Source organism: Metabacillus rhizolycopersici (genome assembly GCF_020075705.1).
Map to the genome: position 1 here is coordinate 35,339 of NZ_JAIQUM010000033.1, position 21,079 is coordinate 56,417.

A 21,079-nucleotide genomic window follows, 5' to 3' on the forward strand; every position below is an offset into this window, starting at 1 on the left:
ATCACGCTAAAAGGTTGACACCTGTTATAATGAATCATGGTACAACAAATAAGATATTGTTGTAATTTTATTGTGTCCATACTAAACTGACATATAAGTTACAAATTTTGTTTCTAAAGTAGGAAGAAATAAAAGTATTGAACGGTGGATTAGCGCTAAATAGTCAAGCTTATTCAGTATTTGAAGGTGAAAACGATTCAAATACTGAATAAGCATTCCCTTTACCAGAAGTTGAGTAAGGCGTTACCACTATTGCTCGAAGGAGGATAATGTTTTGGAAAGTAAAATAGAAATAGTATCAACAGTGACTGTTGACCACTCGGACGATTTATATAAAGTTGTTGATCTGTTAAATAGGACACTAAAGAGAAATGATCTAATGTTTGGATTAGCGCTTGACCAAGAAGATAAAAATAAAGCTGTTTTTACGATTTATCGTACATAAAGGAAGTAGACATGTAATGGGCAAAAAAACAACGGTTACGGTAATCATCACAATTGTCATATTAATTATTGCTGCCTGGGTATTTACGTCGACATATACCTCTGCTAGAGATCAATACCTCGAGGGCCATGATAAGTCAAAAGCATTAGCTATAGAAAAAGGGAAATTGTCATCAATTGATTGGATTGAAACATTCTATGGACACCGAAAATATCATGTATTATCAGGTACAAATGCTCAAAATAAGAAAGTATATGTTTGGATACCACAAACTAAAAAGAATGAGAGTGTTATTGTAAAAAAACAATCTTCAGGAATTACGAAAGAACAAGCCATCACGAATGTGAATAAAGAATATGATCCAGTAGAAATTGTTTCAGTAAAATTAGGTATGGATGAAGAAATCCCAATTTGGGAAGTAAAGTATAAATCTCAGTCTGGTCGTTTCACATATGATTATGTCGATTTTAATAATGGCGAGGTTATCAAGCATATGGCCTTAAAAAGTACAAAGGATTCATAATCAAAACGAAAATACCTTGATCTATGTAGGAGATATAGCATGAAGGCTGAGCTTTGGAGCAGGATGAGGAAAAGCACAATCATTGTTTAGGTTTTTATCTCTTGTTAACAAACTGTAATACCTTGCCTCTCTTTTAATGAATGAAAGAAGCATCGGTGGGGTATAACTGCCTATATAAGGTGAAGTTTATCTCACATTTTGATTTCTTGGAAATTAGGGAGAAAAGTAACGATACAGCATTTTGTGTCAGATTGAAACACAGATTTAAAAAAAGTATAATAATAAAAAAAGCGACTAATACATAGAGATTCGGACATCAGAGCATGATGGAGGGGATTATTAAGTGAAAACGACAATCGCAGAAGTAGGTAAATTTGTAGGAGAAGAAGTGACGATTGGTGCTTGGTTAGCAAATAAGCGTTCAAGTGGTAAAATCGCGTTTTTACAATTAAGAGATGGAACAGGCTTTATACAAGGAGTTGTCGTTAAGGCTGAAGTTGAAGAAATGATATTCCAACAGGCTAAATCGATTACACAAGAAACGTCTATGTACGTATCAGGTATCGTTCGCGAAGATGAAAGGTCTCCGTTTGGATATGAACTTGGCGTTACAAATATTAAAGTAATTGCAGAGTCAGCTGATTATCCAATAACGCCTAAAGAGCATGGAACTGAATTTTTGATGGACCATCGCCATTTGTGGCTCCGTTCAAAACGTCAGCATGCTGTGATGAAAATTAGAAATGAAATCATCAGGGCAACATATGAATTCTTTAATAAAGAAGGGTTCGTAAAGGTCGATCCACCAATTTTAACTGGAAGTGCTCCAGAAGGAACGTCAGAGCTTTTCCATACGAAATATTTTGAAGAGGATGCATACCTTTCACAAAGTGGCCAGCTTTATATGGAAGCAGCTGCTATGGCACTAGGTAAAGTCTTTTCATTTGGTCCAACATTTAGAGCTGAGAAATCCAAAACACGCAGACATTTAATCGAGTTTTGGATGATTGAACCTGAGATGGCTTTTTATGAGTTTGAAGACAATTTAAAAGTACAAGAAGAATATGTGTCTTATATTGCACAAAGTGTTCTTGATAATTGTTCATTGGAATTAAACACATTAGGAAGAGATCTTTCTAAATTAGAGAACATAAAGGCGCCATTCCCACGTATTACATATGATGATGCGGTTACTTTCCTTCATGAAAAAGGGTTTACTGAGATTAAATGGGGAGATGATTTTGGTGCCCCACATGAAACAGCAATCGCTGAGGCTTACGATAAACCAGTATTTATAACTCATTATCCAACGAGCTTAAAGCCGTTTTATATGCAACCAGATGCAAATCGTGAGGATGTAGTCTTATGTGCTGATTTAATTGCACCTGAAGGCTATGGCGAGATTATTGGCGGCTCTGAACGGATTCATGACGCTGATTTACTAAAGCAACGATTAGACGAACATAAATTAGATAATGAAGCGTATAAATGGTATTTACAGCTTAGAGAATATGGTTCTGTTCCTCATTCAGGTTTTGGATTAGGTCTTGAACGGACTGTAGCGTGGATTAGCGGTGTAGAGCATGTCCGCGAAACAATTCCATTTCCACGTTTATTAAACAGATTGTATCCATAAAATAAAAAAGCTGACTCTAAAATAGCTTAAAAAGCTCTAGAGGGTCAGCTTTTTATTTACGAGTAAAGTTGGAATCCTTGTTTCGTGCTGAATTCCATCGTACTAAAAAGAGGGACAGGACTCGAAAATAAGCGTTAGATCGTTAATGTAAGTATCTCAGGCTCTTTGTACATCCTTTACTATACTGGGACTGGTAATAACAACCGAAGCCGAATTTATACAATGTTGCATGATGTCATGATATACTTGAAGGTGAGGTGTGTTTGATGAAGAAAGAACAATTTATTTATTTGCAAGAAACGGGAAATGTATCGATTCCCGTACTTTTAATTAATAATTATTCAAAATTAGGTTTAAAAGAAGAGGAATTTATGATGATTCTTCATGTTAAAAATTTTAAACAAAGTGGTAATCATTTTCCAACTCCCACCGAGCTATCCGAACACATGTCAATCTCAACTTCAGCATGTACAACGATATTAAGAGGTTTAATACAAAGAGGATTTTTAACAATTGAAGAGAGTGAAGAAAATACAATTCTTTTTGAAAACTACTCATTAAAGCCACTATGGGATAAGTTATATACTTATTTCATACAGGAAAATAATAAAAAAGAGCTTGATCAAAGCAAGCAAGCGGATGAAAGTTTATATACAATTTTCGAAAATGAATTTGGACGTCCATTATCTCCGTTTGAGTGCGAAACATTAGCGATATGGATTGATCAGGAAGATTATGATCCAGTTATTATTAAAGCTGCTTTAAGAGAAGCGGTCATGTCAGGTAAGTTGAACTTTCGTTATATTGACAGAATCTTGTTTGAATGGAAAAAGAGTGGGATTCGTACAATCGAGCAAGCACGTAATCATGCAAAAAAATTCCGTCAGCACAAAGTGAACTCTTCTAGTAAACAAGAAAGTAATGAAGAGTACAAACGAAAGGTTCCGTTTTATAATTGGCTTGAGAGCTAGAATTTAGCTCTTTTTTCTTGTTATAGGAAACTAAAAATTGTTGTACTGTGGATAAGCACATGACATCCAGCGAAAGCGACAAGCAACTAGTGAACTTGACCCTCCTTATACGCTAAGGCAACATCGAATTGCATTCGCTCTTCGTGTTTCCTTTATCTCATACACGAAAAAGCGGAGGCGACTGTCCAGTTCCGACCAGCATAAGACGAGCGGGAATAGAAGGTGTTTTTTACCTTTCAATTCCCGCTTGGCTAGACTTTCGGGGCTAGGAGCCGCAGCTAGATTCGGAGTGCTCCAGTTCATACGTGGCTGAACGGGCGCTTGCGCTTTTGTTCTTGAAATCAAATCTATGATCGTTAAAACGAATGTCAAGAAGGTGAATACATGTTAACAAAAGTACAAATTCGAGAGTGTTTAGATACATTTGAATCGATGTTTCCGGACGCACATTGTGAATTAGTCCATGAAAACCCATTTGAACTTGTCATTGCAGTTGCGTTATCAGCACAATGCACTGATGCACTTGTAAATAAAGTAACAAAAAGTCTTTTTCAAAAATATAAAAAACCAGAAGACTATCTTGCGGTTCCATTAGAGGAATTACAGTCAGATATTAAATCCATTGGATTGTTTCGAAATAAGGCCAAAAATATCCGAAGCCTATGTGAAACATTGCTTGAACAATATAATGGCGAAGTACCGAGAGAACATGAAGAATTAACGAAACTTGCTGGTGTTGGACGAAAAACAGCTAATGTTGTTGTATCGGTAGCGTTTGGTGTTCCAGCAATAGCGGTTGATACACATGTAGAAAGAGTAAGTAAGCGTTTAGGGATTTGTCGATGGAAGGATACTGTTTTAGAGGTTGAAAAAACGTTAATGCGCAAAATTCCGAAAGAAGAATGGTCTGAAACACATCATCGGTTGATCTTTTTTGGACGTTACCATTGTAAAGCACAATCACCAAAATGTGAAGTATGTCCACTCTTACATTTATGTAGGGAAGGTCAAAAGCGAATGAAAAAGGAGAAATCGGTAAATGTGCGCTAGGAATGTGTATCAAGTTCCAGAATCATTTCGATACGCTCCATTTTATTCAACTGGTACATCATTTACATGTCACGACCATTACGTAGACTTAGAAAAAAAGGTAAAAGCAGAGCCATTTTATTTTGATATGCTATATTTAGTAGGAGAAAAATTAACAGAAGTACCATGGGAACATTCAGAGAGAAGTGTTCCCATTGTATTCAAACAATGGAAAGAGTTAAAGCCACAATTACAGGAAGGTTTTACTCAAAGAAAAAGTAGCAAGCAAAATGAATCTGCACTTATTCATGCTCTTTCCCTTTTTATTGTATGTTTATTTTGGACAAATGAAACATATGTAAAAGGTTTACATGTGAAAAATATGATGATTTCCGATTTAATTCTAAAACCTGTAAATTGTGAGGAAAGACTATTGTTTGTTATCAATAAACCTACTCAATACCATTCATTTGTACAGCTGCAACAATTATTTGATGAAATAGAAAAAATCTATCATAAAGGTCAAGCGATAAAACAAATGAAACATGAAAAAGGTATTACTCATATAGAGTAATACCTCAGGCTGTCGACAAAGTCGATAGCCGTTTTTTATAATTACTAACTTATCAATATATGGTGCTGTTTCGCAACAGGAACCACCAAATATGTAACTAAAAAAGAAACAAAACCCCTTTTTCTTCAGATGAATTTTTGAAAAAGGGGTTTGTCTACACTCTGAGGTATTACTCATATAGAGTAATACCTCAGAGTGTTTTGAAAGGATAATAGCTTATTCTCCTTCACCATTATCACCATTTGGTTGTATATCTTCTTCTTTTCCAGAACTATTTTGAGGCGGTGTACTGGTTTCAGCAGGAGGTGAGGTTGGCGTCGTTGCTCCATCGCCACTATTGCCATTGTTATTGCCATTGTTATTGCCATTGTTATTGCCATTGTTATTGCCGTTGTTATTGCCGTTGTTATTGCCGTTGTTATTGCCATTGTTATTGCCATTGCCGGTACTGTCGCCATTGCCCTGGTCATTATTCTGTTGTTCATTTTTAGTATCATCATTATCTTCATTTCCTTCAAGTCCAGGAATATCTGGAATCTCAGGCTCCTCTATCTCAGACTCTTCTATCTCAGGCTCTTCTATCTCAGGCTCTTCTATCTCAGGCTCTTCTTCCACTGCACCAGGTATTTGAATTTTAGTTGCTGCAGCATTGCTTCGATTGCCAGAGTCCTCGTCACTGACTGCTACAACCTGGAAGGAGTATGTTGCCCCAGGAGTTACATCTGCTATTTGATAGGACCTATTTTTCGAATTAGATACTACTTGATATTGTCCGCCATCAACAGACTGACTTACTTCAAATGAAACAGATCCTAATGCACCTTCATCATAATTCCAATTTACACTGACTGAATTTGATGCTTGGTCATAATTAACAGATAATTTGGCAGGTTTAGCAGGTTTTGCCGGTTTATCATATTTTTTCGAAACCTTTGAAGGTTCAGAGCCTTTAACGAAATATTCATACGCAATTCGATTTGAAGGAGTATTATTTCCTGCTAATACGGCATCTGATGACCCCATTTCAACTGCTTTTTTTACGACGCTGTCAGGTTGCTCAAAGTCAGAATCATCATCAGCTGCAATTTCAGAGAATATTTTCTTAAATATTGCTCTTGCTAATTTTTGGTCAGATGAATTTAAATATACTTTTTCACTTTCTTTACTAATATTATATCCGGTCCAAACAGCGGCTGTATAAGTTGGGTTATAGCCAACAAACCAAGCATCCTTTGCAGCACCAGAAGGGACGTTATATGCCGCTTTTTGTTTTGCATCAAAGTTTGTTGTTCCAGTTTTACCTGCGATATTAATACCAGGAATGTTCACTGATGCACCAGTACCATATTGAACAACTGATTTCATCATATCTGTAATCATAAACGCTGTATAATCACTCATAGCCGCTTTAGGCTCAGGAGTAAGATTAATTTCAGTGCCATCACTTAAAATGATTTTCTTAACTGTATGTGGCTCAATGAAAATCCCGTTATTACCAAAGGCACTAAAAGCACCTGCCATTTGCATAGGGGAAACACCACTTGTAAATCCTCCAACTGCATAAGGTTCATATATTTCGTCTAGAGGAATACCGAGACCTTGTGCAAAAGCTTGGGCTTTTTCTAAACCAACCTCTTGTAATGCTTTTAAAGCCGGGATATTTCTGGATTGTGCTAATGCTTGACGAATTGACATTTGGCCCATATAACTTCGGTCCCAGTTATTGATAGGAGTTCCATCGCTATAAGTGTATGGCTCATCAACGATTTGCTTATATGTTGACCATTTTTCATGCTCAATAACAGGTCCGTAATCAAGTACAGGTTTAATTGTAGAGCCTGGTTGGCGTCTTGTATCTGTTGCGTAATTGTAGCCACCTACAGGCTGATTACGGCCGCCTCCAATCGCACGGATCTCACCTGTTTTCGTATCAATTAGTGAAATACCAGCTTGGAGTTCATCATCTGGAAAACTAATGACATCGCCATTTAATACATCATCCACAGTTTCCTGTGCTTTTGGATCTAAGGTTGTATAGATTTGTAATCCGGCAGAACCAGCATCAATATCTGTTTTTTCTTTTATTTCCTGAATAACCTCTCCGACAAATGCGTGATAAGGATTTGCTTTCTCAGTTGGTTTAACAAGTGTTGATTGAATAGGGACTTTCTTTGCTTCATTCGCTTCGGCTTCTGAGATGAAACCATGCTTCGCCATTAATGATAAGACGATATTACGTCTTTTCTCAGCACTCTCTGGATTTGTTCTTGGATTGTAATTGTTAGGACTTTGAGGCATCCCTGCAATCATCGCTGCCTCATGTAGCTCTAGCTTGCTTAAATCTTTTCCATAGAATGAATCGGCAGCTTTCGCAACACCATAGATGTTCCCAGGAAAGTAAATTTTGTTTAAATACATTTCAAGAATTTCTTGTTTTGAATATTTTTGTTCTAATTGAAATGCTAACCAAACTTCTTGTACTTTACGGGAAATTGTTTTATCCGTTGTTAAAAGTGAGTTTTTAATAACCTGCTGAGTGATTGTACTACCACCCTCAGCACCAAAACCTTCTTGAATATTTGCTACTAGTGCACCACCTAAGCGGATGATGTCCACTCCGTGATGCTCGTAAAACCGTGCATCTTCGGTAGCAAGAACTGCTTCTTCAAGGGCTTTAGGAATGTCTTCATATGGAACGTAAGTCCGTTTAACCTGTCCAAATTCAGTAATCTCGTCGCCATTTACATCATATATTTTTGATGAGAATGAATCCTTTAGTTTTTGTTCGTCTAAAGATGGAGCACCAGAGACAATGACTGCAAATGTGATACCACCTGCAACCATTCCGACAATCCCAATTGCAAGCAAGATTAGAAGGATTTTCTTCCAGAGTGGTGCTGAATTTTTTGGGTCTTTCTTTTTTGATTTTGTCTTTGTCTTTTTTTGGGTCTGTAGTCTTTTTCGTTCTTCACGACTATTATATTGTTCAGACATATCTTTCCAACCTTTCAATAGGTTTTAATTAAAAACCGTTATTATCCGTTTTTATTTTTTACGGAGATTTGTGGCTAATTCGAAGCGCAGGGCCAAAAGCCACTAAATGTTGAAGTGCTTATCAGTTGGTCGTTGCCACTCCTAACGACATTCCTGTAACTACATAGCAATGAACAGCTTTTTAGCACGAATCCGTCCAAGGCATCTAGGTCTTTCTATTATTATACTTAAAAATATAGTTTATCTATAATTTTAAGATAGTCAATCCTTGCTTGATATCCTAATGGGATTGTATAGGCGAATTCCTGTAGTTCTTTAAGCGTAATTGATTTTCTTCCACCATCATTTTGTCGATTCCAAAATGTCAGTAGGTGCTCAGCTCCAAGGAAGTAATAGTCATCAAATGCTGATAAAATAACAAAGCTTATTCCACCTTGATCTAACACACTTTCCATATGTTCAATCTGGTGATCATGGAAGTTATTTAACGGAAATGACGTTTTATTTTTTGTTTCCTTCGCTTCGAAATCAATATATTTACCACGGTATACCCCATTATAATCAGTCGTTGAGCTTTGTTTAAAATAAGCCTCTTTAATAACAGCAGCACTTCTTCTTGGATAGTCTACATTTACTATTTGTACAGGTGTTGGTTTTTTATGTATAACCGCTGTCTTGTTTTCAAGATAAAATTTATTCGTTTCATTTAAATCTTCTTCTAGAGTCATCCCCCGATTACTATAAGAAATTGATTGTTGCTTCGTATGTTTCGTATGTTCTGTTGGTTGATAAGTCTTTCCGTTCGGATAACGAAAAATCATACTTTTCCTCCTCATAAAAACTACTACCTATCATACCAAATTTATGTGGAAAGGAATGATAAATAAGTATCATTTTTGTTAAATTGTGTATTGTTCTATTTTGATATTGAAATCTGCACATATATAAATTATACGTCTATAAAGAAAAATTACGACAATATCTGTACAACAATATCATATATGGCTTTTTATTCCTGATTTTATCGAAAATTGTACCACATTCTGGGTCAACTTATAATGATGAAAAGCATATCCTCTGGTTTCACAAACTATAGACGAAAAAGAACAAGAATAGTTTCATGGTCAAAAGATAAAAGTATGATGTAAGGAGCAAATGGTCTGAAAAATGATGAAGGAATGGGGAGAATTGACACAAGATATATTAGCCATAGTTTATATACTCACTACAAAAATAGTGGAAAAATAAATAAAGCAAGCAAGGACGGTTTCCTTGCTTGCTTTATTATTGCATTTTTTGAATTGTTTCAAAGGTTCTTTACGATTTTTAAAAAATGTCATTATACATCATTTAAGTTGCAGGACGATTTGGACCATCCAACTTTTTATCGCCAGTACTGCGTGCTTTTTCTTCAGTCGTTTGTTGTTTTCCTTTTGGTTTTTTAGCCATCATTAGCACCTCCTATTGTGTAGTCTTTACAAACCTAATTGTTTCCATACAAGCTCAAGGTAAATGTCGAAGAATGCACAATATCACTATCTTTGACGAAAAGAAACTAGTTTTGTCAAGCGTGAAGGTGGCTGGAAATTGAGAGCGAATAATAAGCTATAAGAGGAGGGAGAAGGATGAAAAATATCGTTGAAAAGAGTGTAATCGTGAGGGAATTAGCTGAGTTAGAACAAGAAATTTTTGCACTTGAGAAAGTACTTATGAACAAAGTTTCAACTAAGAAAATAGGGCAGAAAATTATTGAGGATGCAGCTCGTATTGATGAGCAATTAACTGACATTATTTCTTGCTTAGACAGAGCCAAAGATACACATCTAAAGAATGATAACGATCAGTCTCATGCTTCCATTTTTCCTTTAATAGCAACAAATGTCTAATGAGAGTAATGTTTGAATGGGCTATAGCAAAGTCATTTGAAAAAGGGGCCTACCCATTTTAAATGTTCATAACATCATATGATTCATAAACAATCAAGTTGAATATGTGCTTTTTTGTAAGGTTTGGTATGATAAGCGTAGAGGTGAGCTTTTAATGGAATTAAAAATGACGTCAAAAGAGCTGTTGCAACTTTTGAATAATTGTAAGGAACGGTTTGAATTAGTGAATACAAAGCCAGAAAAAACGGAAGCTCTCTTTTATGATGAGGTAAAGCCTACGTTTGAAAAGATTATGAATCAAGCAAATGCATGGAAACCATTAGCAGAAGCTTGGGTAAAGGAACAAAAACCAAAATATGTCCATCTTTCACAAATTGAATCTACGCTTGATAATATAGAACAGGTTGTATTGCAATCCTTTTATAAAGATGTAAATAAGCAAAGGTTTCATAATTTACATCATTCAGTGGAGTATATTGTAAATAGTATCCTTGCGGAAATAGAAGAAAGGGACTGACTCTTATTTAGTAGTAAGTCCCTTTTTTTGTTGGTTAGGAATTTATAAAATTCTTGTACTGTGGATAAACGCACGACATCTAGCGTAAGCGTCCGGCTCCGAAGCACAGGACGTGCAAGTGCAGTCAATGCGACAGGACGTCGCGTTCTTGACTGCCTCTTGGGTCTACAGCCACTTTTGAATTGAAGGGCCTTCTATTCAAAAGCGTCTTATGCTATGCCTGAGGCTGATCAAGGTGCTTGCGCTTTTGTTCGTTTACTTTTCTATTTTCATGCTAACTGGTGCAGCATCTTCAGTCGCAACAGTATTAATTTCATATTCAATATGCTTATTTGCCTTTGCCTCAACTTCTTGACCTTGTTTTGAAATTGTAGGTTCGTGCCCTTTTTCTTTATGATTAAAATGTTTACCTCTAGCCATGAAAAAACCTCCCTTATTCGTTTCCCTTCTAATATGAGCAAATCACGTGATAATCATGTATCTAATTGTTTCACCTAATAGGCGTTTACATCATATAGTAATATAACTAGGTTCCGAATATTGAAAGGGGGAATTTGAATGAATCAGCCATATCCATTTTATAACAGTAGACCACGGAGAAGACAAAGTGAGCACTATCAACAAGCTCCGACTTTTAATCCCTATAATCAACAGCTATCTAATTTTCAAAGTGGTCAAAATACGAATGCTACAATGCACCAACAACCATATTATCAAGCTTATCACCAACAATACCATCAGCCATTTCATCAACCTTTTCAACCTTTTGTGGGAAGTGGCGGCAATGGTAATGTGCATGGGCAGTTTATGAACACACCATATCACACTCCATACCCTAAACCAGCACCTAATCTTAAGCAGCAGTCATCAGGATTTCAAACAGTTATATCACAATTTAAGAAATCTGATGGTCAATTAGATTATAGTAAGATGATGGATACAGCAGGACAAATGGTGAGTGCTGTCAACCAGATGGGAGGACTATTTAAAGGAGTCACTTCGATGTTTAAGTGAAAATGAGAAAAAAGGAAATAAGAGCAAAAGAGGTGATCCTCATTTTTGCTCTTTTAAAAATTTTGCTCCAAGTAGACGTTTTACCTCATTGTAGGACAATCCTGATTGGGCATTTTGCCGCTTTATTTCTTCCACATTTGTATTTGAATAATGCTTCGTATTATTCGGATTCATGATGATCATACCCAATTAATAGCTCATAAACCTCATTTAGTTGATTACCGCGAGTATAGTCTTGTTCATTAAATGAATATTTTATTTCATCAGGTAAAACAGTATTTAAAAATTGAATTTCATCATCTGTAAGGGCAAGGACGAATTCTCCTTCACTTTTGAAATGTCCACTTTCCATCTTTTGGCTAATTTCTTGACAAACGGTACTTTGTTCATAATTCGATAACGCTTCTTTTAAATAATCTAACGTATAATCCATGTTTGATCAGTCCTTTTCTGCTTGTCCACTTTTGCGCCGCCAATTTTAGTATTTGGATAGAATGGTATTTCTCTCTGAACAATATTTGGATGTTTTTCTTGTTAACGTCTTTAACCTATTCTTTACGGGGAGTAAGCCCCTACCTGAATGTTTAAGCTGAACAAAGATGATAGGTAGGGGATAACTGCCAGTAAAGATTAAGTGAAGTCTCAATTTAAAAATGATCATCTTCAATTTGGACTTGTCTTGATTTTTTTGGAATGGTTACTAACAAGGAACCTTCTTTAAACTTTGTTTTTATTTCATTTTCTTTAACAGGAAAAGGTAAAAGAATTGTTCTTGATAAGCTACCAAATGATGTATAATTTCTAAATGTTGCTGAGTTTTCATTGAATTCTTTTATTTCTTCATGATTTGTTATCGAAATAGTTAAATACTGGTCGAAAAGCTCAAGTTTAATTTGTTCTTTTTTTACTGGTGGAATTTTTATGTCAACGACAATGTTTTTGTCTGTTTCATAAGTAGTAACATTAATATGGTGAAAAGGAAATGGATTGTCCAACATCGTATTGAATTCATTCATAAATTGTTTTATAGGCTCAGCTTGGAAAAACTGATCGACAATTTGGAAAAAGTCTAGTTGTTCTAATGGGTGTTCCTTGTTTGTATGATCAAGCTCATTTTTTTTATTCATCGAATTCCTCCTTACTCAAACGCATTTAAAATAGTATATGATGAGTTAGAAAAAAGGTTAGAGAAATTACGTTATAATACCAGCAAGAAAGAAACGGGAAATTTATCAAAAAATAAGTGTGATAGGTAGTAAGGCGGCACCGTACTTTAAGTGGATCAAAGAAGTGATGGTGTGGGTAAACTGTTTGGCTTAGGTAAAGGAAGTCTAGTTTTATTTCCGAACGTTTATTCGGTAAAATAGGATTAGAACAATCCATGATAACAAGGATATGAAGTGAGGTGTAGATAAAGTGGAATTTCGACAATCATTAACAAGTCTTCTTCAAGCATTAAAAAGGGAAAAAGAATTTAATGAACAAATCGTTCATTGGCATACAATTCCATCAAGAGAGGCAGAAACAGACGATTTGCCTAATGAGATAGATTCACGTTTAAAAAAAGCTTTGCAAAGTAGAGGTATCCAAGAATTATATACTCATCAATATGAGGCATATCAGATTGCGAAGAATGGATCACATTTTGTGGCTGTAACACCTACGGCATCTGGAAAAACATTGTGCTATAATCTTCCCGTACTACAGCAAATTTTGAACGATGAAACAAGTCGTGCATTATATCTTTTTCCGACGAAGGCACTCGCTCAAGACCAAAAATCAGAACTTAATGAGATCATTGCAGAAATGGGTGTTCAGTTGAATTCATATACATATGATGGTGATACGTCCCCTGCAATCAGGCAAAAGGTGAGGAAAGCTGGACATATTGTCATTACGAACCCTGATATGCTTCATTCAGCGATTTTACCTCATCATACAAAATGGGTTTCTCTTTTCGAGAATCTTAAATATATTGTTATTGATGAATTACACATCTACCGAGGTATATTTGGTAGTCATGTTGCGAACGTCATAAGAAGACTAAAACGAATTTGCCAATTTTATGGAAGTGATCCGCAGTTTATTTGCACATCAGCAACGATTGCAAACCCGAAGGGATTAGCTGAAACACTAACAGGGGTAACGATGGAACTGATTTCAAAAAATGGGGCACCATCGAGTAAAAAACACTTTATTTTCTATAATCCACCTATTGTCAATAAGCCGTTAAATATTAGAAAAAGTGCAACGTTAGAGGTGAGAAGACTAGCGGGTCATTTTCTAAAGCATAAAATTCAAACAATCGTTTTTGCTCGAAGTCGTGTACGAGTGGAGATTATTTTGACTTATTTACAAGAACTGATTAAAAACGAACTAAAAGCGAAATCAATCCGAGGGTATCGTGGTGGGTATTTACCAAAGCAAAGAAGAGAGATTGAACAAGGCTTGCGAAACGGTGAAGTGTTAGGGGTTGTGAGTACAAATGCGCTTGAACTAGGTGTTGATATCGGTAGGCTACAGGTTTGTATAATGACAGGTTACCCAGGAACAATTGCAAGTGCTTGGCAGCAAGCAGGAAGGGCTGGAAGAAGGCAAGGAGAAGCAGTGATTATAATGGTGGCTAGCTCTAGCCCGCTAGACCAATATATTATTCAAAACCCTGATTATTTCTTTAAGCAAAACCCTGAAACTGCTATTATTAATCCAGACAATTTAGTCGTCCTCGTTGATCATTTGAAATGTGCTGCTTTTGAGATTCCTTTTAAAGAGGGAGATACATTTGATGGACTTGAATTGGAGGAAATTTTACAATTTTTAGCAGAAGAGCGGGTCTTATACTATAATGATAAGACATATCATTGGATGAATGATTCCTTTCCAGCGCATAACATTAGCCTTCGCTCTGCATCTCAAGAAAATGTGATTATAATCGATCAAACCGATATTGCACATGTAAAGGTCATTGGCGAAATGGACCGATTTAGTGCGATGACACTATTACACGATGAAGCAATTTATTTACATCAAGGAGTTCAATTTCAGGTTGAGAAGCTAGATTGGGCGGAGAAAAAGGCTTTTGTAAGAGAAGTAGATGTTGATTATTTTACTGACGCAAATTTAGCAGTACAGTTAAGAGTACTTGAAGAGGATATGCATCAAGAAAATGAGCGTACTGAATATGGATTTGGAGATGTAACTGTTCAAGCGATGGCAACGATTTTTAAAAAAATAAAATTTGATACACATGAAAATATCGGTTCTGGTCCAATCCATCTTCCTGAGGAGGAGCTTCATACAAATGCTGCATGGATGAGTTTGCAATTAAGTATGAAAGAAGAAATGACAGAAAATCGTCTCGAAGAATCATTAATTGGTGCTGCACATGTTCTTCAGCATGTTGCTCCTTTGAAAGTAATGTGTGATCCTTCAGATTTACACGTGATTGCTCAAATAAAAGCTACTCATAATGAAAAACCAACTATTTTTTTATATGATCGATATCCAGGTGGTGTCGGATTATCAAAGAAAATTTACGAAACAATGGATACTGTTTTAACTGAAGCATTACAATTACTATCCGCATGCCCTTGTCATGCTGGGTGTCCTTCTTGTATTGGTACGGAAAGTAGTTCAAATTCAATAAAAAAAGATACCCACCTACTTCTTGCAAAATTATTAATGAGTAGAAACGATACCCATTAAAAAGAAGAATTATTGAAGTAGAGCAACGAGCCCAACTTCAGATGGTGGTGGAAGCGTAGTAAACTCTATGTCATTTGTTGCAACCAAATTTGTCTATTTTAATTATAGAGTAGTTGTGATAGTGTAGGGAGACTTCCGACAGTGGAAGATCTACTGTCCGCTAAGAATAGGGTAAATTAGCGTAGTTCCATCCCCATTACCTTTTTACTAAATTAAAGGATGAGGCAAATGTCGTTAAAAAATAAATTAAATCGAATGAAAAAACACGTAGTAAGAGAAGAAAGTAAAACTACTATCACTGAGCAGGTAGAACTTAATGATCCGCTTGAACAAGTTTGGAAAGACTTTCAAACAACTATTTTTTCATTCGATGACCAAAAATGTCTAATAAGAGAAGTATCATACCCATTAGATTATCAACATGGGCATTATCAACTTGGTGAATTTCATCAGATTGTTTCAATGTGGAATGAAAGTGATTCAACTCACCCCCTATCATGTAAAGGTCATGAAGCAAGTGATCTGTTTTTCTTCGATACTGAAACTACAGGCCTTGGTGGTGGAGCAGGGAACACAATCTTTTTATTAGGACAAGCCCAAGTCTTTTCGGATCGAGTCGTAGTAAAACAGCATCTATTACCAAAACCAGGAAATGAAATAGCGTTATACCAGAGTTTCTTACAAGGGATTAATAGTAAAACTCTTGTAACTTACAATGGCAAGGCATTTGATTGGCCGCAAGTTAAAACGCGGCATACATTAATACGAGATTCAGTACCCAGTCTTCCTGCATTTGGTCATTTTGATTTGTTTCATGCAGCCAGAAGGCTATGGAAAAATGAACTTGAGTCTGTAAGACTTTCAAATGTTGAAAGTGAAATTCTTAATATTACTAGAGAAAATGATATTCCAGGCTTTTTAGCGCCGATGATTTATTTTCAATTTGTCAAAGAACAGCATCCAAGTATCATTACAGGTGTTCTTAAACACAATGAAATTGACGTATTATCATTGATCACATTATATATCCACTTATCTTTAAAGTTATTAAAGACAAATCATGAAGCAAATTCAGCAGAGCACTTTGAAATTGCTAGATGGTTAGAGTATGTGGGGGATAAAGACGCTGCATTTACTGCTTACCAGTCATTGATGGAAAAAGGTACAAATAAGGAAATTGAAGCAAAGTTTGCCGTTGCTCATCATTATAAGAAGGAAAAGCACTGGGAAAAAGCCGTAGCAACTTGGAAGGCTATCATCGATTCAGCAAGTAATGGGGTTACTGTTAGGAAGGCAGCGATTGAATTGGCTAAATATTATGAGCACAAGGAAAAGAACTATCAAGAAGCGCTGTATTTTAGTGAACAAGTATATACGTTGTTACAGGAGGTAGAACTTGTTTCAGCCCATTCGGAGAAGAATGAAATAGAAAAAAGAATTAATCGATTAAAGCGGAAATATTCTAATAATATTGCCCGGGTAAGCGCAGAAATTGAGTAAATTCGTCAAAAAAGCGGTAAAACAACGAAAATATTTTCAATTGAAAAATAAACAATTGTAGATTCTTGTTGAACGATGTAAAATAAGTGACTGTATTATCAATTTGAAGGAGTAGAATACCGTGTATAAAAGTATCCTTTACTTATTTTTCGTCGTTGTCGTTTTAACAGTCTTTATTTTGACAAATTTCAAAGATAGCTTTTTTGCCTTTTTATAAAGATTAGGTAGATGTTCGCGTACAGATATAAGACTTTCTATCAAAATTAGGTTTATGTATTAGTACATGTATATCCCTTTCATCATAGTTTAAAAGTGTAAGGTAAACTAAATGATTGAAAGGAGATTAACATATGCATCATCATCATTGTTGTAAACCAAATGTAATGGCACCAATCGTACACCCGACTAAATGTTGTGTGCAGAATACCTATTCTGAAACAATCGTACCACACATCCATCCACAACACACAACAACAGTAAACCATGATTTTTATAAGCATCAACACTATTTCCCACAAACTCAATCTGTTGAGAACGAAGTAACACACCAACACTTTAATGTGTACGGTCAGCAACCAGTTCCAGGGTATGGCTTTGGAGGTCCAAGACCGCGTCCAGGATTTGGCGGCTTTGGTCCATTTGGTCGATAAGGTAAAAATTTGTTTAGGAGCTGATTTTTCAGCTCCTTTCCATTTATGAACAGATACAAATAGTATTTTTATGAAATAAACTGTTTCATTAGAATGATTATAACGATCAAATTATCGATAGGTGATTAATGTGAAAGTAATAATGATCTCTGGGTATAAATCGTTTGAATTAGGAATTTATAAAAATGATGATCAAGCAGTACAATATATTAAAAAGGCAATTGAAAAATCGTTACTTAGGCTTGTAGAAGATGGATTGGAATGGGTAATCATTAGCGGTCAAATGGGGGTTGAACTTTGGGCAGCTGAAGTTGTTTACGACTTGCAAATGGATTACCCCGAATTAAAACTTGCGATTCTTACTCCATTTTTAAATCAAGAAAGTAAATGGAATGAAGTCAATCAAGAGTATTATGAATTCATCGTGTCACAAGCTAATTTTGTTGATAGTATTACAAAGAGAGAATATGAAAGTCCGTTGCAATTCCGTCAAAAGAATGATTTTCTTGTAAGCAAAAGTGAAGGACTCCTTCTTGTCTATGATGAAGAGAATGAAGGCTCGCCCAAATTTTTATTGGACATTGCGAGAAAGAAGAAAGAATCGAGTAGTTATTCAATTGAGTTAATTAACTTTTCGGATTTACAGGTAGTAGTTGAGGACGAAAATATGAAAAATAGCGAATTTTGGTAAGAATTGTCTAAAATATTATTTGTAACAAATGATTGTTGAAATTGACAATTTATAAGATTTCTGAAAAAATAAGGTTGATGATTTCGCTATGATGAGGTGAAAGATATGCTTTCAGATAAAATTAAATTAACAGCTAAGGAAATTTTGGAAAGAGAATTTAAATCGGGGGTAAGAGGGTATAAACAAGAGGAAGTTGACAAGTTTTTAGATTACATCATTAAAGACTATGAAACCTTCCATCAAGAAATTGAAGATCTTCAACAAGAAAATCTTCGCTTGAAAAAACAATTGGATGATACATATAAAAAACAGCCCCAAGTCCAAACGAATACAACAAATTTCGATATTTTGAAACGATTATCGAACTTAGAGAAACATGTTTTTGGTAGTAAACTTTACGATTGATTTTGCATTAACGGACGAGTAAACTCCCCACCTCTAAGCTTGAGTGATTCAAAGAGCTGAAGGAGAAACGGTGGGGGATAAAGAAAGCCCTCACTGTTGGAAGTCCTGCTTGAAAAAACAATTTTTTACACTTGTTTTATTTGAGAAATTTATGTATACTTAATTTTGTTGTTTGTTAATAACGTTTAGGTAATCGCTGCAACCTATAGGGTTGTAGAGGAAAGTCCATGCTCGCACAGTGCTGTGATGCCTGTAGTGTTCGTGCCTAGCGAATTCATAAGCTAGGGCAGCCGGATTAATCCGGTTGACGGCAGAGAAAAAGCCTAAGTCCATTGGATATGGCTTGACTATCTTGAAAGTGCCACAGTGACGGAGTCTTACAAGAAATTGTAAGGGTGGAACGGGGTAAACCCCACGAGCGAGAAACCCAAATAATGGTAGGGGCATCTTCTTGGAGGAAACGAACGAAAAGAAGGACAGAAGCAATTAATTGCTTCTGTAGATAGATGATTACCACCTGAGTACGAGGCTTAGCCGTTTGCAGTACAATGGAACAAAACATGGCTTATCGAACGTTATTAATCAGTATGAAAACAAATGCTACAAGGGGCTGAACGATTCAGCCCCTTTTCACGTTATAGGAGACTATAAAATTCTTGAACTGTGGATAAGCGCATGACATCCAGCGCCAGCGCCTAGCCCCTCTTGGATCTAAGCCACTCAGGAATTGAAGGTAAAGAGCACCATCTATTCCTGAGCGTCTTATGTTTGTCGGGTCTGATCAAGGCGCTTGCGCTTTTGTTCTTTACATATTTTTTGGATAGATATGATAAAAATAGTCGATGATGGTTAATGAGTTAAAACTCATTTTATTAAATACTAATATTGGAAATAGAAGTAAGGTAGGGTGAATGAATGAAGAAGTTATCACTTATTGCGACGTCTGCGATGGGACTAGAGGCAATTGTTGGAAAAGAAGTAAAGGACTTAGGGTATGATTGTAAAATTGAAAATGGTAAAGTAACGTTTGAAGCAGATGAATTAGCTATTTGCCGATCAAATCTATGGCTGCGAACAGCGGATCGTATAAAAATTAAGGTTGGGGAATTTCAAGCAAAAACCTTTGATGAGCTTTTTGAAAAAACGAAAGCGTTGAACTGGGGAGATTACTTACCTGAAAATGCAGAATTTCCTGTAATAGGGAAATCAGTTAAGTCTATGCTTGCAAGTGTCCCTGATTGTCAAGCAATCGTAAAAAAAGCTGTCGTTGAAAAATTAAAATCTCATTATAAGACGACTGGTTGGTTTAATGAAGATGGGCCACTTTACCGAATTGAGGTTGCTTTGTTAAAGGATGTTGCAACAATTACGATTGATGCTAGTGGGACTGGATTACATAAGCGTGGATTTCGGATTGATCAAGGGGGAGCACCGATAAAAGAAACACTTGCAGCAGCGCTCGTTTTATTAACTAGGTGGACACCTGATCGTCCGTTTGTTGATCCGTTTTGTGGTTCAGGTACAATCCCGATGGAGGCAGCATTGATTGGTCAAAATATCGCACCTGGATTTAATCGTGAATTTGCTTCTGAACAGTGGCATTGGATTGGAGAAGATAAATGGAACCTTGCTAGACAAGAAGTTGAGGACAAAGCGAAGTATGATCAGCCTCTTGATATACAAGCTTCTGATATTGATCATCGCATGGTATCGATTGCTGAAGCAAATGCTGAGGAAGCGGGTCTACGCGAACTTATTCATTTTAAGCAAATGCAAGTAAAGGATTTTACAACGAATAAACAATTTGGTGTTATTGTCGGAAACCCACCATATGGTGAGCGTCTTGGTGAGAAAAGAGCAGTTGAACAAATGTATAAGGAAATGGGACAAGCATTTTCTACTTTAGATACATGGAGTATTTATATGCTGACGTCACATGAAGGCTTCGAAGGACTTTACGGAAAACCAGCTACGAAAAAGCGTAAACTTTTTAATGGATTTATCAAAACAGATTTCTATCAATATTGGTCAAATGTACGTCCACCAAGAAATAACAAAGAATGAGTTTAACTTTCCTAGTCAAGTCGCACAAACATGGATTATCATGAATATAAACTTTTACACTATACGAAAAATAGGTTATTACTTGTATAATAAAAGATAAAAGGAGGTGGAGGAAATGTCTTCAATACTAGATCAACTAGGTCCAAAATATTTTGCTTTAGATGCAGCCCGTGTTGATGCAAGCCCAACCGAGGTTATCATATCAAATGATGAAGGAACTACATACTATATTGTTACACCCGATTTGTTAACAGCAGAATTACTAGAATTAGGTTATAAAAAAATAGACGAAGAGAATTAATCTCTTCGTCTCAGACTGTAGACAAACTCGATGAAAATTGAGTTTGTCTACGGTCTTTTTTGTTTTAAACTAGAAGTAAGAAAAACCTTGAGGTGATGACGATGCTTTCGAAACATAATTCTATTCAACGAGATCAAATTGAAATGATTGCTTTAGATGAATTGGTGCCTGCGA

Annotated in this window: 23 protein-coding genes and 1 other RNA gene; 17 read left to right on the forward strand and 7 right to left on the reverse strand. The window is 35.9% G+C overall.

Annotated elements, in window-relative coordinates:
- Positions 1-274 precede the first annotated feature (274 nt).
- The 6 genes from K9V48_RS14895 to K9V48_RS14920 all read left to right on the forward strand — a co-directional run bounded on the left by K9V48_RS14895 (position 275) and on the right by K9V48_RS14920 (position 5,178).
- Entirely contained in the window at positions 275-445 is a 171-nt protein-coding gene (locus tag K9V48_RS14895) for a YpmA family protein (protein WP_224139792.1), read from the forward strand.
- A 16-nt stretch (positions 446-461) separates the two neighbouring features.
- Entirely contained in the window at positions 462-968 is a 507-nt protein-coding gene (locus K9V48_RS14900) for a cell wall elongation regulator TseB-like domain-containing protein (RefSeq protein ID WP_224139793.1), read from the forward strand.
- A 343-nt stretch (positions 969-1,311) separates the two neighbouring features.
- Entirely contained in the window at positions 1,312-2,604 is a 1,293-nt protein-coding gene (asnS, locus tag K9V48_RS14905; RefSeq protein ID WP_224139794.1) for an asparagine--tRNA ligase, read from the forward strand.
- 266 nt (positions 2,605-2,870) lie between these two features.
- Entirely contained in the window at positions 2,871-3,575 is a 705-nt protein-coding gene (locus tag K9V48_RS14910) for a DnaD domain-containing protein (RefSeq protein WP_224139795.1), read from the forward strand.
- A gap of 384 nt (positions 3,576-3,959) precedes the next feature.
- Positions 3,960-4,625, forward strand: a complete 666-nt coding sequence (gene nth / locus K9V48_RS14915) for an endonuclease III (protein ID WP_224139797.1) — start codon at positions 3,960-3,962, stop codon at positions 4,623-4,625.
- The gene (locus K9V48_RS14920; protein ID WP_224139799.1) at positions 4,615-5,178 is read left to right on the forward strand and encodes a YpoC family protein; all 564 of its coding nucleotides are present in this window, start codon (positions 4,615-4,617) and stop codon (positions 5,176-5,178) included. The genes nth and K9V48_RS14920 overlap by 11 nt, the downstream gene beginning before the upstream one ends.
- 216 nt (positions 5,179-5,394) lie before the next feature.
- On the opposite strand, the gene K9V48_RS14925 is transcribed toward K9V48_RS14920, so the two are convergent.
- The 3 genes from K9V48_RS14925 to K9V48_RS14935 all read right to left on the reverse strand — a co-directional run bounded on the left by K9V48_RS14925 (position 5,395) and on the right by K9V48_RS14935 (position 9,621).
- Positions 5,395-8,172, reverse strand: coding sequence for a PBP1A family penicillin-binding protein (locus tag K9V48_RS14925; RefSeq protein ID WP_224139801.1), 2,778 nt, complete (start codon positions 8,170-8,172; stop codon positions 5,395-5,397).
- 227 nt (positions 8,173-8,399) lie between these two features.
- On the reverse strand, positions 8,400-8,990 hold the full coding sequence (recU, locus tag K9V48_RS14930) for a Holliday junction resolvase RecU (RefSeq protein WP_308012584.1): 591 nt from the start codon (positions 8,988-8,990) through the stop codon (positions 8,400-8,402).
- Positions 8,991-9,522: 532 nt separating this feature from the next.
- Complete coding sequence (locus K9V48_RS14935) at positions 9,523-9,621, reverse strand: spore protein (protein WP_111614296.1); 99 nt, start codon at positions 9,619-9,621, stop codon at positions 9,523-9,525.
- Between the two features lie 176 nt (positions 9,622-9,797).
- Between K9V48_RS14935 and K9V48_RS14940 the strand changes: the two genes are divergently transcribed.
- Both K9V48_RS14940 and K9V48_RS14945 read left to right on the forward strand, forming a co-directional pair.
- Positions 9,798-10,058 carry a hypothetical protein gene (locus K9V48_RS14940; protein ID WP_224139804.1) on the forward strand — a complete coding sequence of 87 codons (261 nt, stop codon included), beginning with the start codon at positions 9,798-9,800 and terminating at the stop codon, positions 10,056-10,058.
- Positions 10,059-10,212: 154 nt separating this feature from the next.
- Positions 10,213-10,575: a DUF1798 family protein gene (locus K9V48_RS14945; RefSeq protein ID WP_224139806.1), complete on the forward strand. Its 363-nt coding sequence runs from the start codon at positions 10,213-10,215 to the stop codon at positions 10,573-10,575.
- Positions 10,576-10,830: 255 nt separating this feature from the next.
- Here the strand turns inward: K9V48_RS14945 and K9V48_RS14950 are convergent, their stop codons facing one another.
- Entirely contained in the window at positions 10,831-10,995 is a 165-nt protein-coding gene (locus K9V48_RS14950; RefSeq protein WP_224139807.1) for a hypothetical protein, read from the reverse strand.
- A 138-nt stretch (positions 10,996-11,133) separates the two neighbouring features.
- Here K9V48_RS14950 and K9V48_RS14955 point away from each other — a divergent pair, with 138 nt between their 5' ends.
- On the forward strand, positions 11,134-11,589 hold the full coding sequence (locus K9V48_RS14955) for a YppG family protein (RefSeq protein ID WP_224139809.1): 456 nt from the start codon (positions 11,134-11,136) through the stop codon (positions 11,587-11,589).
- A 39-nt stretch (positions 11,590-11,628) separates the two neighbouring features.
- Here K9V48_RS14955 and K9V48_RS29095 read toward each other — a convergent pair whose 3' ends face one another.
- The 3 genes from K9V48_RS29095 to K9V48_RS14965 all read right to left on the reverse strand — a co-directional run bounded on the left by K9V48_RS29095 (position 11,629) and on the right by K9V48_RS14965 (position 12,716).
- Positions 11,629-11,763 carry a hypothetical protein gene (locus tag K9V48_RS29095; protein WP_263432840.1) on the reverse strand — a complete coding sequence of 45 codons (135 nt, stop codon included), beginning with the start codon at positions 11,761-11,763 and terminating at the stop codon, positions 11,629-11,631.
- Positions 11,750-12,022: a sigma-G-dependent sporulation-specific acid-soluble spore protein CsgA gene (locus K9V48_RS14960; protein ID WP_224139811.1), complete on the reverse strand. Its 273-nt coding sequence runs from the start codon at positions 12,020-12,022 to the stop codon at positions 11,750-11,752. The genes K9V48_RS29095 and K9V48_RS14960 overlap by 14 nt, the downstream gene beginning before the upstream one ends.
- Positions 12,023-12,236: 214 nt before the next feature.
- Complete coding sequence (locus tag K9V48_RS14965; RefSeq protein ID WP_224139813.1) at positions 12,237-12,716, reverse strand: Hsp20/alpha crystallin family protein; 480 nt, start codon at positions 12,714-12,716, stop codon at positions 12,237-12,239.
- A gap of 289 nt (positions 12,717-13,005) precedes the next feature.
- Between K9V48_RS14965 and K9V48_RS14970 the strand changes: the two genes are divergently transcribed.
- The 8 genes from K9V48_RS14970 (at position 13,006) to K9V48_RS15010 (ending at position 20,905) form a co-directional block, all read left to right on the forward strand.
- Positions 13,006-15,294 (forward strand): DEAD/DEAH box helicase, encoded by a 2,289-nt coding sequence (locus tag K9V48_RS14970; protein ID WP_224139815.1) that lies wholly within the window; start codon positions 13,006-13,008, stop codon positions 15,292-15,294.
- A 228-nt stretch (positions 15,295-15,522) separates the two neighbouring features.
- Positions 15,523-16,794, forward strand: coding sequence for a ribonuclease H-like domain-containing protein (locus K9V48_RS14975; RefSeq protein WP_224139817.1), 1,272 nt, complete (start codon positions 15,523-15,525; stop codon positions 16,792-16,794).
- Positions 16,795-17,144: 350 nt separating this feature from the next.
- Positions 17,145-17,444, forward strand: a complete 300-nt coding sequence (locus K9V48_RS14985; protein WP_224139821.1) for a CotD family spore coat protein — start codon at positions 17,145-17,147, stop codon at positions 17,442-17,444.
- 130 nt (positions 17,445-17,574) lie between these two features.
- Complete coding sequence (locus K9V48_RS14990; protein ID WP_224139823.1) at positions 17,575-18,135, forward strand: SLOG family protein; 561 nt, start codon at positions 17,575-17,577, stop codon at positions 18,133-18,135.
- Positions 18,136-18,240: 105 nt separating this feature from the next.
- Positions 18,241-18,540 carry a cell division regulator GpsB gene (gene gpsB / locus K9V48_RS14995; RefSeq protein ID WP_111614305.1) on the forward strand — a complete coding sequence of 100 codons (300 nt, stop codon included), beginning with the start codon at positions 18,241-18,243 and terminating at the stop codon, positions 18,538-18,540.
- A gap of 181 nt (positions 18,541-18,721) precedes the next feature.
- Positions 18,722-19,113, forward strand: an RNA gene (rnpB, locus tag K9V48_RS15000) — RNase P RNA component class B.
- A 342-nt stretch (positions 19,114-19,455) separates the two neighbouring features.
- On the forward strand, positions 19,456-20,604 hold the full coding sequence (locus K9V48_RS15005; RefSeq protein ID WP_224139825.1) for a THUMP domain-containing class I SAM-dependent RNA methyltransferase: 1,149 nt from the start codon (positions 19,456-19,458) through the stop codon (positions 20,602-20,604).
- Positions 20,605-20,719: 115 nt separating this feature from the next.
- Positions 20,720-20,905 (forward strand): hypothetical protein, encoded by a 186-nt coding sequence (locus tag K9V48_RS15010; RefSeq protein WP_224139827.1) that lies wholly within the window; start codon positions 20,720-20,722, stop codon positions 20,903-20,905.
- Positions 20,906-21,079 lie beyond the last annotated feature (174 nt).